This window comes from Streptomyces sp. NPDC027962, assembly GCF_055566095.1.
Genome location: NZ_JBVHTA010000009.1, coordinates 111134 through 127750 on the forward strand (window position 1 = coordinate 111134; position 16617 = coordinate 127750).

The 16617-nt window shown below is 72.7% G+C and carries 15 protein-coding genes; 6 read left to right on the forward strand and 9 right to left on the reverse strand.

Annotated elements, in window-relative coordinates; all coding sequences use genetic code 11:
• Nucleotides 1-186 precede the first annotated feature (186 nt).
• The 5 genes from ACZ4SA_RS11605 to ACZ4SA_RS11625 form a co-directional block, all read right to left on the reverse strand.
• Nucleotides 187-528 (reverse strand): hypothetical protein, encoded by a 342-nt coding sequence (locus ACZ4SA_RS11605; RefSeq protein ID WP_468272595.1) that lies wholly within the window; start codon nt 526-528, stop codon nt 187-189.
• Between the two features lie 75 nt (nt 529-603).
• Nucleotides 604-1932 (reverse strand): AAA domain-containing protein, encoded by a 1329-nt coding sequence (locus ACZ4SA_RS11610; RefSeq protein ID WP_468272598.1) that lies wholly within the window; start codon nt 1930-1932, stop codon nt 604-606.
• Entirely contained in the window at nt 1929-3518 is a 1590-nt protein-coding gene (locus ACZ4SA_RS11615; protein WP_468272600.1) for a hypothetical protein, read from the reverse strand. The genes ACZ4SA_RS11610 and ACZ4SA_RS11615 overlap by 4 nt, the downstream gene beginning before the upstream one ends.
• Complete coding sequence (locus tag ACZ4SA_RS11620) at nt 3509-4747, reverse strand: hypothetical protein (RefSeq protein ID WP_468272603.1); 1239 nt, start codon at nt 4745-4747, stop codon at nt 3509-3511. The genes ACZ4SA_RS11615 and ACZ4SA_RS11620 overlap by 10 nt, the downstream gene beginning before the upstream one ends.
• A complete protein-coding gene (locus tag ACZ4SA_RS11625; protein ID WP_468272605.1) occupies nt 4644-5555 on the reverse strand; it encodes a phosphatase PAP2 family protein in 912 nt (303 codons plus the stop codon). The genes ACZ4SA_RS11620 and ACZ4SA_RS11625 overlap by 104 nt, the downstream gene beginning before the upstream one ends.
• A gap of 135 nt (nt 5556-5690) precedes the next feature.
• On the opposite strand from ACZ4SA_RS11625, the gene ACZ4SA_RS11630 reads away from it, so the two are divergent.
• Complete coding sequence (locus ACZ4SA_RS11630) at nt 5691-6287, forward strand: histidine phosphatase family protein (RefSeq protein WP_468272608.1); 597 nt, start codon at nt 5691-5693, stop codon at nt 6285-6287.
• Nucleotides 6288-6359: 72 nt separating this feature from the next.
• Here ACZ4SA_RS11630 and ACZ4SA_RS11635 read toward each other — a convergent pair whose 3' ends face one another.
• Entirely contained in the window at nt 6360-7775 is a 1416-nt protein-coding gene (locus tag ACZ4SA_RS11635; protein ID WP_468272610.1) for a tetratricopeptide repeat protein, read from the reverse strand.
• 240 nt (nt 7776-8015) lie between these two features.
• On the opposite strand from ACZ4SA_RS11635, the gene ACZ4SA_RS11640 reads away from it, so the two are divergent.
• Together ACZ4SA_RS11640 and ACZ4SA_RS11645 are read left to right on the forward strand one after the other, a co-directional pair.
• The gene (locus tag ACZ4SA_RS11640; RefSeq protein ID WP_468272613.1) at nt 8016-8477 is read left to right on the forward strand and encodes a hypothetical protein; all 462 of its coding nucleotides are present in this window, start codon (nt 8016-8018) and stop codon (nt 8475-8477) included.
• Between the two features lie 119 nt (nt 8478-8596).
• On the forward strand, nt 8597-9460 hold the full coding sequence (locus ACZ4SA_RS11645) for a spermidine synthase (RefSeq protein WP_468272615.1): 864 nt from the start codon (nt 8597-8599) through the stop codon (nt 9458-9460).
• A gap of 180 nt (nt 9461-9640) precedes the next feature.
• Here the strand turns inward: ACZ4SA_RS11645 and ACZ4SA_RS11650 are convergent, their stop codons facing one another.
• Nucleotides 9641-10168 (reverse strand): hypothetical protein, encoded by a 528-nt coding sequence (locus tag ACZ4SA_RS11650; protein ID WP_468272617.1) that lies wholly within the window; start codon nt 10166-10168, stop codon nt 9641-9643.
• 78 nt (nt 10169-10246) lie between these two features.
• Between ACZ4SA_RS11650 and ACZ4SA_RS11655 the strand changes: the two genes are divergently transcribed.
• From ACZ4SA_RS11655 to ACZ4SA_RS11665, 3 genes are all read left to right on the forward strand, one after another.
• Entirely contained in the window at nt 10247-10972 is a 726-nt protein-coding gene (locus tag ACZ4SA_RS11655; RefSeq protein ID WP_468272620.1) for a response regulator transcription factor, read from the forward strand.
• Complete coding sequence (locus tag ACZ4SA_RS11660; protein WP_468272623.1) at nt 10969-12366, forward strand: sensor histidine kinase; 1398 nt, start codon at nt 10969-10971, stop codon at nt 12364-12366. The genes ACZ4SA_RS11655 and ACZ4SA_RS11660 overlap by 4 nt, the downstream gene beginning before the upstream one ends.
• Before the next feature lie 180 nt (nt 12367-12546).
• Nucleotides 12547-14031, forward strand: a complete 1485-nt coding sequence (locus tag ACZ4SA_RS11665) for a glycoside hydrolase family 18 protein (RefSeq protein ID WP_468272625.1) — start codon at nt 12547-12549, stop codon at nt 14029-14031.
• 157 nt (nt 14032-14188) lie between these two features.
• Here the strand turns inward: ACZ4SA_RS11665 and ACZ4SA_RS11670 are convergent, their stop codons facing one another.
• Both ACZ4SA_RS11670 and ACZ4SA_RS11675 read right to left on the reverse strand, forming a co-directional pair.
• The gene (locus ACZ4SA_RS11670; RefSeq protein ID WP_468272628.1) at nt 14189-15613 is read right to left on the reverse strand and encodes a GH1 family beta-glucosidase; all 1425 of its coding nucleotides are present in this window, start codon (nt 15611-15613) and stop codon (nt 14189-14191) included.
• Nucleotides 15614-15676: 63 nt separating this feature from the next.
• On the reverse strand, nt 15677-16615 hold the full coding sequence (locus tag ACZ4SA_RS11675) for a carbohydrate ABC transporter permease (RefSeq protein WP_468272631.1): 939 nt from the start codon (nt 16613-16615) through the stop codon (nt 15677-15679).
• Nucleotides 16616-16617 lie beyond the last annotated feature (2 nt).

The following is a 16617-nucleotide window of genomic DNA, read 5'->3' on the forward strand; positions in this document are numbered from 1 at the left end:
AGGACAGGGTGGGGCGGAGGGGAGTATCTTGCGCGCCCGGCATATGCGGAGTGATGTTGACGGCGGCGCATGGGGAGTGTGGGGCGTGGGCGTGCCCGGGGGCGAATGGGTCCCGGACCCCGGTCCGGTGGCGGCAGGTCCCGGACCCCGGTCAGGAGGCGGCCGGTCCCAGGCCGGCCGGGCCCGTTACGTGATCCCGCCGCGCAGCAGGTCCGTGCCGAAGTCGATCATTTTTCTGGCGTAGTCCTCCGACCAGCCCGCACGCTCCCCGATGTCCGCCGGGGTCAGGCGGTCGAAGCGGCGGGGGTCGGCGAGCTGGGCCGCCGCGATGGCCTGGAACTCGACCGCGCGGTCCGTCGCCGCGCGGAACGCCAGCGCCAGCTCCGTCGACCGGGAAAGCAGCTCGCGGGGATCGTCCATGGACTCCAGGTCGAAGAAGTGCTCGGGGTCGGCGGCAGCTTCCGACGGCTCGAAGAGCAGCGGGGCCGGCCGAGTCCTGCGCTCGGTCGTCCGCTCGGGTTCCGCCATGTCCGTACTCCTCCTCGCTTCACGGCCCGGTGCTCCTGGGCCGCCATCCATTGTCCCGCTCCGCGCAAGACCGCCTCACGGGCGCCAGGCCACGCGGTGTTCGGCCAGGTGGGAGAGGACCGCGTGGTTCGCCTCCCAGCCGTCCGGGAATTTCACGGTCACACCCAGCTGCACCGGCTCCGTCGAGGGGTGCTCGTCCAGGAGCTCGCCCACACCTTCCCGGCACACGACGATGCATGCGTGCCGGTGGCGTGAGGCGAGGACGCACAGGCGGCCCGTTTCGAGGTGGAAGGCCGTCGCGTCGGGGCGGCCCGACAGGGGGTGGAGTACGACGGTCACGTCGTACTCGCGGCCCTGGAGGCGGTTGGCGGTGTCGACCGTGACACCGGTGACGCCCAGGTCCGCCAGCGCCGCCCGGACCGCCGCGGCCTGGTCGCGATGGGCCGTGCCGACCGCGATCCGGTCGGCGGTGAGCGGCACCGGGTCCTCCGCGCGCTCGGAGACCGCCGCGCCACCGCGGTCCAGGAGCCGCCGGACCACCAGTGCCACGGCCCGGACCGCCTCGGGATCGGTCCGCGGGGTGCGCCGCGTGGGCAGCTCCAGCAGCCCCCACCCGGACTCGGCCGCCTCGTCGAGCACCCGGTCGGGGCCCGAGCCGTCGGAGGGGACGCCGAAGGTGAGCCGCCGGTCCCCGGCTCCGGTGCCGCTGCGGAACGGCGTGTACGGATAGAACGCGTCGGACACCAGCGGCGCCGCCGACGCCGGCAGCCGCCAGGAGACGGGCAGCCGGTGCTGAGGCAGCTCGGGGTTGTGGGCCAGCAGTGTGGAGACCGCGCTGGCCGACGGGTCGTACGACAGCCCGGCCCACTGCTCGGAGCCGACGACCGAGAACGGGTCCAGCTGGCCCGGGTCGCCCACGAACAGTGCCCGTTCGAAGAGCCCGGCAACGGCGAGCAGCGCGTCGGAGCGCATCTGGTAGGCCTCGTCGACGATGGCGTGCCGCCAGGGCTCGACGCCTTGCACATGGGCCCACTTGGCCGCCGTGGAGATGACGACGTCCAGGCCGGCGAGGTCCCCCGCCTTCGCCGACTTGCGCACGTTGTCCAGGCCGTCGAGGGCCTTGTCGTAGGGATCGGAGTCGTTCGAATGGAGGCGGCCGACGGGGAGCTCGGGCTCCTTCTCCGCGAGCCGCAGGACCAGGTCGTCGACCTGTGCGTTGGTCTGCGCGACCACCATCAACGGCCGCCCGGCCGAAGCCAGTTCGAGCGCCGCGCGCACGACGAGCGTGGACTTGCCCGCGCCGGGAGGCGAGTCGACGACAACACCCCTGGCGGAGCCGTGCAGGGTGTCGTGCAGGATGTCGCCGGTGGCGCGCGCGGCCTCCGCGGCAGGATCGAACGTCACAGCAGGTCCTCCGGGGTGACGAGGTCGGGAATCTCGGCCGCATCGGACCGCGGCGGACCGCCGTGCGTCCAGGGGGTCTCCTCCGGGCCGGGCAGCTTCGGCCCGCCCCGCTGGTCGTGCTCGAAGAGCGTCCACGCGACGTGGTCCCCCTTGGCCGGCACGGACCCTTCCGCGGGCTCCTTGGAGCGCCCCATCCGGTCGGTGACACGCAGCACCAGGGTGCCGTCGCCCTCGTACCGTACGAACTCCGCGGTCTGCGGCTTGCCTTCGAGCGAGCGATGGACCTTGACCCCCTCGCCGAGGTGCGGGCTGTCGTCGGTGCGGACGGTGACCAGGGGGCGGGGGCTCGGCCGCTTCGACTCCGACCAGGCCATCTCCACGTCGAGCACCTCGGAGACGAACGCCTCTCCCGACAGGCGGCGGCCGGCCAGCACCAGTGGATCGTCCAGCGCCTCCTGCGCCTCCAGCTGCGCCTGCGCCGTTTCGCGGGCCGCGAGCTTCTGCGCGGCGGTCACGGCGTCGTCGCGCCTCGGCTGCGGCGGTTCCCCGGCACGGACCCGGTCGCGGTGCGCCGTGAACGACCAGCGGTCGCGGGTCCAGCGGTCGCTGACCCGGGCGCCCTCGGGGAGCTCGCGCAGGAGGCCGACGGCACGCCACACGGCGTCCCAGGTGGGCCGGGTCCGGCTGAGGACCAGGCGCCGGATCTCGCTCTCGGCGCGGTGCAGCTCGCCGAGCCGTGCGTCGGCGCTCTCCCCGTCCTCGGCCGTCGCCAGCAGCTGGCGGGCCCGGTCGTAGCGCTCGGTCGCGGGCGCCAGCAGCTTGTTGTCGAACGCCGGGTCGGTCGCCGGTCCCGCCGGCGGGCAGAGCAACTGCCCTTCCCCGTCCCGGCCGAGCTCGGCGCGCAGCGCCGCCTCGGCGCCCGACTCCCCGTCGGGCGGGTCGATCCATGCGAGCAGTGCGCCGAGGTGCTGGTCCTCCAGCGACGACTGGCCGGTCGCCCAGTGGCGGCCCAGCAGGTCGGTCGCGGCGAGCAGCAGCGAGGAGCCGGGCACACGGGCGCGCTCCCCGTAGTGCGTGAGCCAGCGGCCGAGAAGGGGCACCCGCGGGGGTGCCGGGTAGGGCGTATCGGGGTCCTGGTCCGCCGTGCGCCGAAACCGCATCGAGCGCCCCAGCAGCCGTACGAACTCCACGCCCGCACGGCTCGGAACGATCAGCTGTGGCGCGTCCGCGCACAGTTCGGTCTCGACGGCGACCTTCTTGCCGGTCTCGGCGTCGGTTTCCTTGCGCTCGACCAGCTCGACGTCGTCCCCGAACCCGTCCACATACGGCAGAACCACGTCGGCCAGCTCGGCCAGGAACGCCGAGCGCAGGTCCCGGTCCCGGGGCTGTGCCACGACCAGCAGCCGCGGCTCCTCGGCGTGGGTCCCGACCAGCGCGCCGAGCGGCGCACCCGCCTCGCCCGCGGTGGTCAGGGGTACGACGACGAGCGGGCGCTCCGAGAGGTGCCGGTGGCGGACGGACGCCAGCAGCTGCGCCCGGCCGCGCTCGACGGCCTCCAGCCGGGCGAGGGTGGCGATCAGCGACATGCGCCCGCCTCCTGCGTTCTGTCGGCGGGGTCCGGCCCGCCGCGCTGCGCAGGAGGCCGGTCCGCGCCGGCCGGGGTCCCGAACGCGCCGGTGAGGGCTTCCGCCCGAAGCGCCGCGGCCCGCCGCAGCGCCGCCACCGCCGGGTCGTCCGGGTCGCCCGCCTCTCCACGCGCCGCCGCCAGCACGTCGCCGACCGTCGTCAGACCGCCCAGCTCGCCGCGCACGGAGCGGCCCAGCGTCTCCACCGCACCGGCCCCGCGGGCCCGCTCACGGCAGTGGAACGCCAACTCGCACGCGGCCAGGCACTCCGGCGCGTACGCGTGCGGGACCGACTCGACCGCGGCCGTCAGCTCCTCGGACGAGCAGCTCTTGACGTCGAAGGTGACGCCGTCCGGCAGGGTGGCCGCGATGTCCTCGACGCGGGTGAGCCTCGCCAGCTGGCGGCGGGTCACCGACAACTGCTTGCGCACGTCGACGACGGACGCGGTCGGCAGGTTGGAGAAATCCTTGGGGCAGACCAGCAGAACACCGTGCGCGACCCGCGCGCCGTCGGTGACCGAGGCGATCCGCTCGAGCGCCAGCACGTACACCGCGGCCTGGCGGGCGGCCGCGCCCACCTTCGCCGCGTCCGCCGACGCGTCGATCATGGGGAACGACTTGATCTCCACGACCGTCCACCGGCCGTCGGGATGCACGACCACCGCGTCCGGCTCCAGGTAGGCCGCGGACCCGGCGACGTCCAGGGCGAGCAGCGGGTGGTCGAGCAGCGTCCAGGCCCCGGCCGCCGTGGCCTCGCGCAGCGCGAGGGCCGTACGTGCCGCGCGGCCCTCGGGGCCCGCCGCCGTCAGATCCGGCACCAGGGCATCGGACGGATCGTCCGGGCCCAGCAGGCGCAGCAGCTCCTTGCCGCCGTCGGCCTTGACCTTGGCCTCGAAGGCATTGCCCCGCATGAACGCGAACTGCGACTGCCCGAACGTCCCCGGCGACCCGAGGGCGGTGGCCAGGGCCGCCTTGTCCACGCCGGCGCCGTCGAGCAGCGCCCGCCGTCTGCACCCGGGGTTGGCGGCGAGGGCCGCGAGGGCGCGGGCGTCCAGCGGATGGGGCTGCGCGGCGGGGCCGCGCAGCTCAGCGAGCCGCTGCCGGAGTGCTGTCGCCGGCCGGGCTGCCGCCGGGCCGCTCGCCGTCGGCTCCTGCGGAGGAGGGGGTCCGCTGTCCAGGGATTCGCTCACCCGCGGAAGTCTCGCATCCGGCACCGACAACGGTGGAGTACGAGGTGGCGCGGGCGAAGCCGAACCGCCCCCGGACCCGGTCGGTGAGCCGCATCGCGGGCCTGGTCAGCAACGCGCCGACGCCGATGACGGCGGCGCCGGCGACCGCGTCGAGGAAGTAGTGGTTGGCGGTGCCCATGACCACGATCGTGGTGAGCAGCGGGTAGGCGACGGCGAGCGTCCGTTTGAGCGGGGTACGGCCGTGCTGCCACAGCATCACCCCGCACCACAGGGCCCAGCCGACGTGCAGACTCGGCATCGCCGCGTACTGGTTGGTCATGCCGCCGAGCCCGCGTGGCGCGCTCGCCTCGGCACCCCACCAGCCGTACGAGCTGTACTGCGCCATCGTGTCGACGAAGCCGTGGCTCGCGTCCAGCAGCCGGGGAGGACAGGTCGGCATCAGCGTGAAGCCGACCAGCCCGAGGAGTGTCGCGATCATCAGCCAGGTACGGGCGGCGCGGTAGCGGAGGGGGTGGCGGCGGAAGAGCCACACGAGGACCGCGGGGGTGACCAGGTAGTGCAGGGAGGCGTAGAAGAAGTCGGCGGGTACACCGAGGGACGGAAACTGGGTGAAGAGACGGTTCAGCGGATGTTCGGCGTCGAGCAGGAGTGCCTTCTCGGCCCGGAGTATCGCCAGTCCGTGGTCGATCGCCGTGGACGCGTCGCCGCGGGCGAGGAGCCGGCCGGCCGAGTACGCCGCGTAGACGACGGCGATCAGCAGCAGCTCGGTCCACCAGCGGGGCCGGTGGCGAGGTGCGGTCTGCGGCATCCCGTGTGTCTCCGTTTTCGGTTGAGGCCGGCCCGTTCCGGGAGAGGGGACGCCGGGATCGCCCCGCAGGTTGCCTCCCGCTCAATTGCGGGAAGATGGAACAACACCCGATCATGAACCTCAGGAGAGCCCCCCATGGCACCGCGGATCCTCCTCGCCCGGCACGGCCAGACCGAATGGTCGCTGCTCGGCAAGCACACCGGCAGGACGGACGTCCCTTTGCTCGAGGAGGGCAGGCGCGGCGCGAAACTGCTGGGTGAACGCCTGCACCGTGCGCCGTGGTCGGGACTGGACGGTGTCGAGGTCCGCACCAGCCCGCTGGTACGGGCGAGCGAGACCTGCGCCCTCGCGGGCTTCGGAGAGCGGTCACAGCCCTGTGACGCGCTGATGGAGTGGGACTACGGGGCGTACGAGGGCCTGACACCGCCCGAGATCCATGCGGTCCAGCCGGGCTGGCTGCTGTGGAAGGACGGCGCCCCGGACGGCGAGAGCCTGGCCGACGTCTCCGCACGCGCGGACGAGATCGTCGAATGGGCGCGCTCGGCCGACCGCGATGTGCTGGTCTTCGCGCACGGCCACATCCTGCGCTCGCTCGGGGCGCGGTGGCTGGGCGAGCACGTCTCCTTCGGGTCGTGCATCCGGCTGGACCCGACGAGCTTGTCGGTGCTGGGGTGGGCGTACGGGGAGCCGGCGATCGAGCGCTGGAACGACACGGCGCACCAGGAGGGGTGACGTCGGCGCGACACGGTGCAGGCGCCCGGCGCTGGTGCTTTCGCGACAGTAGGTGCTGTCGCGACAGTGGAATCAGGCGTGGTGGGGCATCGAGGCGTGGCGGTGGAGAAACGTGGAGACCGCCGGGGTTCGGCTGTGCGGGAGCAGTACCCTCGCCGTGTCCGCCAGCATCGACTGGATGCGCGACGACCGGACCTCGCCGAGCAGATCGAGTACCTGCTCGCCCGCCGCCGCGGCCTCGTCGGGCGCACCCGCGCGCGCCAGGTCGGCGGCCAGTTCCGCGCGGTACAGCGCCAGGTTGCGGGTGAAGCGCCGATCCTGGAGCGTGGCCGCGCGCTGCGCGTGGCGGGCCGCGCGGGCCCATTCGCCCAGCGCCGACCAGCACTGGGCCTGGAGGGCTTCGAGTTCCGGTTCCGCGAAGAAGGACATCCACTCCGGGTCGGCGTCCGAGCCGCCCCGTTCGAAGTACGCATGGGCCCGCGCCAGCGACCGTTCGCAGCCGGCGCGGTCGCCGAGCCCCGCCCAGCCGCCCGCTTCCCGGAGCGCCAGCAGCGACAGCAGCCGCGAGGAGGCGATCTGCCGGGCCGCCTGCTGGCCGGCCTGCGCGGTGCGTACGGCCTCCCGGTGCCGGCCCGCATCCCGGGCCAGGAACGACGTGTTGCAGAACGCATGCGCCTCCAGGGCCGGGTCGCCCGCCACGCGTGCGGTCGCCAGCGCCTCCGCGTAGTGCGAGCGTGCGTCCTCGAAGCGGCCCGAGTCGTGGGCGAGCCAGCCCACGGAGACGGCCAGCTCGCCGGCGCTCGCGTGCAGCCTGTCCGCCGTCGATCTGCGGGCCGCCGTCCCCGCGTCGAGCAGTGCGTAGGCCGCCCGCAGCGGCTGGGCCGCCCGCCGGTAGAGGCCGTCGGCGCCGTGCCGGTCGTCGAGGAGGCGGATGCGGCGCACGGCCTCCTCGACGGCGTGGACCTCGGCCTCTCCGACTCTGCGCTGTGTGGGCACGGAACCCGGTCCGAGCGTCAGCGACGCGGCCGCCACGGTGGCGGTGCCGCTTGTCATGAATGCGCGACGCAGCACGTCGCTCTCCTCGTTGCTGTCATTTCTGCCGCTGCCGAGGTGGAACGGGCAGCAGGGATGATGGTCCGGACGGGCCGGATCCGGTGCCCGGTCCGGCGGTTGCGGTGACGGTGATCCGGCCTGCCTGCCGGCTCCCCGCCCCCGCACGCGTTCCCGGGCGGTGAAGCCCAGGTCGGTGAGCGCCAGGCCGGGAAACATGTGCAGGAACACCCGCTCGTACGCGTAGTTGGGGCAGCGGATCTCGCCTGATTCGACGCGACCGATGTAACGGGCGTCGCAGGAGACCTGCTCACCGATCTCGCGAGCGGCCCGGCGTACGGCCGTCGCGAACTCACCCGGCGAGCGCTGTCCGCGCAGCCGGCGGAAAGCCAGGTTGGGAACCGGTGGGACCGGTGGAGCCTTTGACGATGACGCCATGGCCGAGCCCTCTCTTGGTGCGGCCGTGTTCCGGCGGGGCAAGAACGTACCTGCTGTGACGCGGCACTCACGCGGGGTTTCCCTACAAAAGGGACATCTTGGAGGCGATCTGCCATGAACTGCCATCCTTTGCGGCGGCGTGCCGCCGTAGCCCTTGACGCGCACAGGCGTTGAACCGTACGGAGGCGCTTTTCGTGTCTCCACTCGAGCGAGGAGGGGATCCCCTTGTTGGAGGTCGGCATGGAGAGCAGTGCGACGCCCGCCGCGATGTCTGCGACGCCCGCGACCACGGCCCGACACAGCCCCACCCCGGACAGCAGCGCACCGCCCGCTTCCGGCGCCGTCGGGCCCGTGGAGCCGTGCGACCTCGTGACCGTCCCCGCCCGGCAGGGCCTCGAGGCGGTGGACATCCTGCGCCGTGCCGCCGCGCCGGCGGTCGGGCCGGTGCTCCACGACGGGGCGTGCGACACCCTCGGTTTCCTTGTCCCGCCGGGCACGGCCGACGCCTGGGACGTGCCGGGCAGCGCGTGTACGCAGACGGCGGGCCGTGGTCTGCGCATCCCGGCCGAGCCGCCGGTCACCGGCTCGGGCTGGCTGCTGCCGCCGGACGTCGAAGCGGACCCTGTCACGGACCCGGTCGTCCTGCGCGAGGCGCTGGGTGAGGCAGCGCGCCTGATCGAGGCCGCGGACAACTGCCGCTGACGTCCTCCGCCAGCTGCCGCGACGCTGCCGGGCTTCGCCGTCGGGGCGCTGCCCTGGACGCTGCAGCCGCACCGCCGGGCGGGTGCGGCGGGCGCGTCGGCGGGGGCGATAATGAACGCGTGGCGAAGAGCAAGCGGCGGGGCGGCGGAGTGGCGGAGGCCGTCGTCGCTGCCGTGGACGGCGGGCTCGCGGAGCTGATACCCGACCGGGAGCGCCCACGGGCATGGACGCTCCTCATCGACGGGGCGCCCCAGTCGCACGTGGATCTCGACGATCCGGGCCATCTGTCGTTCGAGTACCAGCGCAGGCTGGGCCACGCCGTGGACCTTGCGGCCCCGCCCGGCCGCCCCCTCCAGGTCGTGCACCTCGGCGGCGGTGCCTTCACCCTCGCCCGGTACGTCGCCGCGACCCGCCCCCGATCCACCCAGCAGGTCGTCGAGTTGGACGCCGCGCTCGTCCAACTCGTCCGCGCGCAGCTGCCGCTGGATCCCGGCGCGCGGATACGGGTCAGGTCGGCCGACGCCCGTGCCGGCCTCGCGAAGGTGCCCGAGGGCTGGGCGGACCTCGTCATCGCGGACGTGTTCAGCGGCGCGCGCACTCCCGCGCATCTGACCAGCACGGAGTTCCTCGCGGAGGTGCGCAGGGCGATGAAACCCGGCGGCTGCTACGCCGCGAACCTTGCCGACGGCCCGCCGCTGGCGCATCTGCGGGCCCAGATCGCCACCGCCGCCGCCGTCTTCCCGGAGCTCGCGCTCGCCGCCGACCCGACCGTGCTGCGCGGCCGCCGTTTCGGCAACGCCGTACTGCTGGCATCGGATGCGGAGCTGCCGGTCGCCGAGCTCACCCGCCGGGTCGCGAGCGACCCGTACGCCGGGCGCGTCGAACACGGGCGGTCACTGGCCGACTTCACCGGCGGGGCGGTGCCGGTGACGGACCTGAGCGCCAAGCCGTCGCCCGTACCCCCGCCCGCCGTCTTCCGGTGAGCGGAGCGACGGCTGTCTAGTGCTGTGACCGGAGAGGTTCACCGGCTCGCGACGCCCGGCACGGCACCTCGCTGCGTTGTCGCATCACCCAAGTACATCCAGTACGTGGGAGATCCTCCGCCTTGCGATGCACCGCACCGGACGCCGCGAGCTTTCCGGCAAACCTCTCCGGTCACAGCACTAGCGTTCGTCGAACTGGACCATCGGGGGATGGCCGTTCCAAGTGCAGAACACCGACACCTCGTGGCCGTCCCGGGTGAACGTCACCCGGATCCATGTCGGCTGCTTCCACACCTGCATCTGCCAGTCGGCCGCCGGCGTCGCCGAGACCAGTTCCGCCGAGCTGTCGCCGATGTCGAACACGACGCGGCCGCCCTTGACGTTGTAGCCCTTCACGTTCCCCGACTCGGCGGAGTAGGAGGCCGAAGGAGACGGCGACGGGGCCTTGGGCTTCGACGGCGCCGGTGGAGCGCCGGTCGTCGGCGACTTGCTCGGCGAAGGGGACGCCGTCGGGCTCTTCGGGGCTCGCGTCGACGACTCCTGCGGCTTCGCGGCCTGCGTCGTCGAGTTCTGCGCCGTGATCGGAAGGGCCCGCGGCCGGTCGTACGCGGTGCCGGCCATGACCGCGTGGACGCCCCACCACGACAGCGTCACAGCCGCGCCGGTGGACAGCGACCACGCCATGGCATGTACGAGTCCTCGATGCATCCGGGCCATAGTGCACCACCCGCCCCCGGCTTGTCCCGGACAGGACCGGCGTACTCCGGATGGCGTACGGTGCCGCCCATGGCAAGTGTGCTCGTGGTCGAGGACGACCAGTTCGTGCGCTCCGCCCTCATCAGGCACCTGACCGAGGCCTCCCACACGGTACGGAGCGTCGGCACTGCCCTCGAGGCGCTGCGCGAAGTGGCCCATCACCGGTTCGACGCGGTCATCCTGGACCTCGGGCTGCCTGATCTGGACGGCGCGGAGGCGCTCAAGATGCTCCGCGGCATCACCGACGTACCCGTGATCATCGCCACAGCGCGGGACGACGAGAGGGAGATCGTACGGCTGCTCAACGACGGCGCCGACGACTACCTCACCAAGCCCTTCTCACCGGAACACCTGTCGGCCAGGATGTCGGCCGTGCTGCGCCGTTCCCGGTCGTCGGCCGACGAGACGCACCCCTCGCGTGTGATCCGGGTCGGCGGTCTGTCCATCGACCCGCTGCGCAGGCAGGCCGAGCTGGACGGCCACCGGCTCGACCTCACCCGCAGGGAGTTCGACCTGCTGGCCTTCCTCGCCGGGCGGCCCGGAGTGGTCGTGCCCCGCAAGGAACTGCTGGCCGAGGTCTGGCAGCAGAGCTACGGCGACGACCAGACCATCGACGTCCATCTCAGCTGGCTGCGCCGCAAGCTCGGCGAGACGGCGGCACGGCCGCGCTATCTGCACACGCTGCGCGGCGTCGGGGTGAAGCTCGAGTCCCCGGGCGGGCACGCGGATGGGCAGCCGAACGGACACCGGCCGTGAGATGGGCCCTCGTCAAGGTCTCCCTGGCCGTCACGGTGATGGTCGTGCTCGCGTTCGCGCTGCCGCTGGGCATGGTCATCAAGGAGATGGCCCGCGACCGCGCCTTCTCCAACGCGGAGCGGCAGGCCGCGACGATCGGCCCCACCCTGACCGTCACCACGGAACGTCGTCCGCTGGAGCGGGCCGTCGAGTCCACACCCGCCGGCGCGGTCGGCCGGATGGCCGTGCACATCCCGGCGACCGGTGAAGCGGGCAGCGTGCGGCTGGAGATAGGCACCCGCCGTGCGGCGCGCAAGGACCTGGAGACCGTCGAGCGGATCGGCCGCGCCTCGATCACCGAGGTGTCCGGCGGGTCCGCGCTGCTGCAGCCCACGGCGATCGGCACCGGCCAGATCGCGGTCGTCGAGATCTTCGTACCGGAGGGCGAGGTCTCCAACGGTGTGGACACCGCCTGGCTCGTCCTCGCGGGCGTGGGTGTCGCGCTGATCGTCGGCTCGGTCGCGGTCGCCGACCGGCTCGGCGTACGGATGGTGCAGCCCGCGCAGCGGCTCGCGGGCGCCGCGCACGACCTGGGCGAGGGGAAGCTCGGGGCGCGCGTCCCCGAGGAGGGCCCGCCCGAACTGCGCTCCGCGGCCGTCGCGTTCAACTCCATGGCCGACCAGGTCGTCCAGCTCCTCGCCAACGAGCGCGAACTCGCCGCCGACCTCTCGCACCGGCTGCGCACCCCGCTGACCGTGCTGCGGCTGAACGCCGCGTCGCTCGGTGAGAGCGCCGTCGCCGAGCAGACGCGAGCGGCCGTCGAGCAACTGGAACGCGAGGTCGACACGATCATCCGCACGGCCCGCGAAGCCAAGCCGCAGACGGCGGCGACCGGACCCGGCGCCGGCTGCGACGTCTCCGAAGTGGTGCGGGAGCGGATGGGCTTCTGGTCGGCGCTCGCGGAGGACGAGGGCCGCAAGGTGCGGCTCGCCGGCGTCGACAGGCCCGTCCGCATCCCGGTCGCCCGCCCCGACGTGGCCGCGGCGCTCGACGCGCTGCTCGGCAACGTCTTCCGCCACACGCCCGAGGGCACCGCCTTCTCCGTCGACGTGCACAACGGCGACGACGCGGTCATCGTGCTGGTCTCGGACGCCGGTCCCGGCATCGCCGACCCGGCAGCCGCGATGGCCCGCGGCAACAGCGGGGCCAGGGACGGCTCGACAGGTCTGGGACTGGACATCGTGCGGCGGGTCGCAGAGTCGACCGGCGGGGACGTACGGATCGGCTCCTCGGTGCTCGGCGGCACCGAGGTCAGGATCTGGATCGGTCTCGACCCCCGCGAGGCGGCCCGCGGCGAGCGCAGGAGCGGACACCGCGGGCGGGTCGGGCGCCGCCGCAGAGCAGCGCTCCGATAGGCGCTCCGACATTGCGGCGCGACACCCGTCGGGCCTCGAGCATTAATCGCTTCCGATGCCTTCCTTAAGCGCGCCCTAAGAAGCACAACCACCGTCCATGTTCGGTCGTTTGTCCGTTTCCGGGTCGCTAGCGTGCAGCGCACCACCCCCCGACTTCCGTTTTGCAGAGGCAGGCACGCGATGGGCAGCAGCACGCACCGGCGCAGGACGAGCGTCAGGACGAAGGCGATCGGCGCGGTCGTCGTGACCGCGGTGACCGGCGGCGCGGCGATCGTTCTCACCGGCACCGCCCAGGCCGCGGCCGTCGGCGCCGCATACACCAGGACCAGCGCCTGGGACGGCGGCTACACCGGCCAGTACGTCGTCACCAACGAGACCGACAAGGCCCAGTCGGACTGGACGCTGGAGTTCGACCTGCCCGCAGGGACGAAGATCGGCTCGCTGTGGAACGGCGAGCACACGGCCACCGGGCAGCACGTCACGGTGAAGCCCGCGAGCTGGAACAAGAGCCTCGCCCCCGGCGCGTCCGTCACCGTCGGCTTCGTCACCACCGCGAACGGCAAGGCCGCCGACCCGACCTCGTGTCTCATCAACGAGGTCAAGTGCTCGGCCGACGGCGGCGCCACGCCGCAGCCGACCGGCCGGCCCACGGAGCAGCCCACCCCCACCCCGACGGCAACGGCGTCGCCCTCATCCCCGTCGACTCCGACTCCGACTCCGACTCCGACTCCGACCCCCACCGCGACCCGGACCCAGGCTCCGAAGCCCGGCACGGCCGCCCGGTACGCCCCGTACATCGACACCTCGCTGTACCCGGCCTACGACATGCTCGACACGGCGGAGAAGACCGGTGTCAAGGAGTTCAACCTCGCCTTCATCACCTCCGGCGGCAGCTGCGCGCCGCTCTGGGGCGGCGTCACCGGACTGGCCGACGACAAGGTCGCCTCCCAGATCGGCGCACTGCGTGCCGAGGGCGGCGACGTCCGCGTCTCCTTCGGCGGTGCGGCCGGTCGCGAACTGGCGCTGAACTGCTCGTCCGCCGACGACCTGGCGAAGGCGTACGGCAAGGTCGTCGACACGTACAAGCTCACCAAGGTCGACTTCGACATCGAGGGAGCGGCGCTGCCCGACACCGCCGCGAACTCGCGCCGCTCGCAGGCCGTCGCGCAGCTCCAGAAGTCCCACCCGGACCTGAACGTCTCCTTCACCCTGCCCGTGATGCCGGAGGGACTGACCCAGCCAGGCGTCGACCTCCTCGCCGACGCCAACAAGAACGGCGTCCGTGTCGACGCGGTCAACATCATGGCGATGGACTACGGCCCGGCGTACAGCGGTGACATGGGCGAGTACGCGATCCAGGCGGCCACGGCGACGCAGGCCCAGATCAAGGGCGTGCTCGGCCTGTCCGACGCGGCCGCGTGGAAGACGGTCGCCGTCACGCCGATGATCGGCGTGAACGACGTGGTGACCGAGATCTTCAAGGTCGAGGACGCCACGCAGCTGGTGCAGTTCGCCACGTCGAAGAACCTGGGCTGGCTGTCGATGTGGTCCTCGACGCGGGACAAGCAGTGCGCGGGCGGGGAGAAGCCGGCCGCGGACGCGACGTGCAGCTCGATCCTGCAGGAGCCGCTGGCCTTCACGAAGGCGTTCTCGGCGTACAAGTAGCCCCCACCCACCCCCCGCAGCGCCCCGGCCGGGCCCGACCCCCACTCCCACCCGGCCGGGGCGCACCCCTGTGCGCGGCGTCCGCAGCGCGCCGCGGTGTCCTCGAGCGCTGTCTACAAGCGCCGGGCAGTTCGGCGGGGGACATCCGGCTGTCCGGTCACTCGGGGGCGGGGGCAGCACCCGTGGGCTGCGGCAGCACGCCCGTCCGGGCCAGTCGGCCGTACCAGCGGGCGCTCGTCTTCGGCGTGCGCGTGCGGGTGGCGTAGTCGACGTACACGGCACCGAAGCGCTTGCTGTACCCGTAGGACCACTCGAAGTTGTCGAGGAGGGACCACAGGAAGTAGCCGCGGACATCCGCCCCGTCCGCGATCGCCTTGTGGACGGCGGTCAGGTGGCCGTGCAGGTAGCGGATGCGGTCCGGGTCGTGGACCGTGCCGTCGGCGGCCGACTCGTCGTCGTACGCCGCGCCGTTCTCGGTGATCACCAGCGGCAGGCCGGGCGCCTCGTGGGTGTACTGCATCAACAGGTCGTACAGGCCGGTCGGATCGACGCTCCAGCCCATCGCCGTGAGCTCGCCGGGCGGCTGGTGGAAGGAGACCGAGTCGGCGGCCGGCCACGGCGAGTGCTCGGCGGAGGCGTGCCCGTCGTTGCCGTGCGAGGGACCGCCGTCCGAGGCGGAGACGACGGCGGGGGCGTAGTAGTTCAGCCCGAGCCAGTCCAGCCGCCCGCCGATTGCGGAGAGGTCGCCGTCCTTGACGAAGCTCCAGGTGGTGAGTGACGCGGTGTCCGTGCGGAGGTCGTCCGGGTAGGCGCCCCGCAGCAGCGGGCCCGAGAAGATCCGGTTGGCGAGAGCGTCGATACGGCGCCGGGCGTCCAGATCCCGGGGGCTGTCGGTACCGGCCCTGACGACGCTCGGGTTGAGGCTGATCCCGATCCGCGCGCGGCGGGGCAGCGCACCGCGCAGCGCCTGCACGGCGAGGCCGTGGCCGAGATTGAGGTGGTGGGCGGCCCGCAGGGCGGCGACCGGGTCGGTGCGGCCGGGGGCGTGAACCCCGGAGGCGTAGCCCAGGAAGGCGCTGCACCAGGGCTCGTTGAGGGTGGACCACATCTCGACGCGGTCGCCGAGGGCCTCGGCGACGAGCCCCGCGTAGTCGGCGAAGCGGTAGGCGGTCTCACGCCCGGGCCAGCCGCCCGCTGACTCGAGCTCCTGCGGCAGGTCCCAGTGGTAGAGGGTCAGCGCCGGTTGGATGCCGTGTTCCAGCAGGTCGTCGACGAGTGCCCGGTAGAAGTCGAGGCCGCGCTGCACCGCCGGCCCGCGGCCGGTGGGCTGCACTCGGGGCCAGGAGACGGAGAAGCGGTACGCGCCCACACCGAGGTCCGCCATCAGCGCCACGTCCTCGGCGCGGCGATGGAAGTGGTCGACCGCGGTGTCCCCGGTGTCGCCGCCCAGCACCTTGCCGGGGGTGTGGCTGAAGGTGTCCCAGATGGAGGGGGTGCGGCCGCCTTCCCGTACCGCGCCTTCGACCTGGTACGCGGCGGTGGCGGTGCCCCACAGGAAGTCCTGCGGGAAGGTTACGGACATGCCGGAACTCCCAACGTGTGTATGAACGACGGGTGATGGGGTGCGGGAGGCGGGGCGGGGCGGTCAGCCCTTGACCGCGCCCTGCATGATTCCGCCGACGATCTGCTTGCCGAAAACCACGAAGGCGATCAGCAGGGGCAGGGTCCCGAGCAGGGCGCCTGCCATGATCACCGACTGGTCGGGGATGTAGCCGCGGCCCAGGCCGGTCAGGGCCACCTGGACGGTCGGGTTGCCGTTCTGGGTCAGGGCGAGGATCGGCCAGAAGAAGTCGTTCCAGGCCATCACGAACGTGAGCATGCCCAGGACGGCGATCGCGGGCCGTGCGGCGGGAAAGACGACGTGCCACACCACGCGCAGGCTGCTCGCGCCGTCCACCCGGGCGGCCTCGATGAGTTCGCCCGGCAGCGCCTCCTTCAGGTACTGCCGCATGAAGAACACCCCGAAGGCACTGACCAGGGTGGGCAGGATGACGGACTGCAGCTGGTCGGTCCAGGACAGCTCGGCGATCAGCATGTACAGCGGTACGACGCTGAGCTGCGGCGGCACCATCATCGTGCCGATCACCAGCAGCAGCAGGGTGTTCTTCAGCCGGAAGCGCAGTTTGGCGAACGCGAACCCGGCGAGCGTGGAGAAGAGAACGGTCCCCGCGGCGACGGAGCCGGCGACGATCGTGGTGTTGAGCAGGGCGACGCCCAAGCCGGCGTCGCTCCAGGCGATCTCGAGGTTCTTGAAGAGGTTGCCGCCGAACCAGAACGGCGGGGGAGTCTGCGCGAGACGGGTGTTGGTGCGGGAGGCGGCGACCGCCGTCCACACGAAGGGGAAGAGGGAGCCTACGGTGAACACGATCAGGACGGCGTAGGTGATCCGGCCGCCGTGGAACTGCCGCCCGGCCCGGCCCGCCCGCTTGCTTCCTTCGGCGTGCTTGATCTTTTCGGCCCGGTCGGGAGCTTCGGCCTGTGCTGCCTGCTGCTCGACGCCGTCGGCGCGTGCGGTGTCGGTCATGC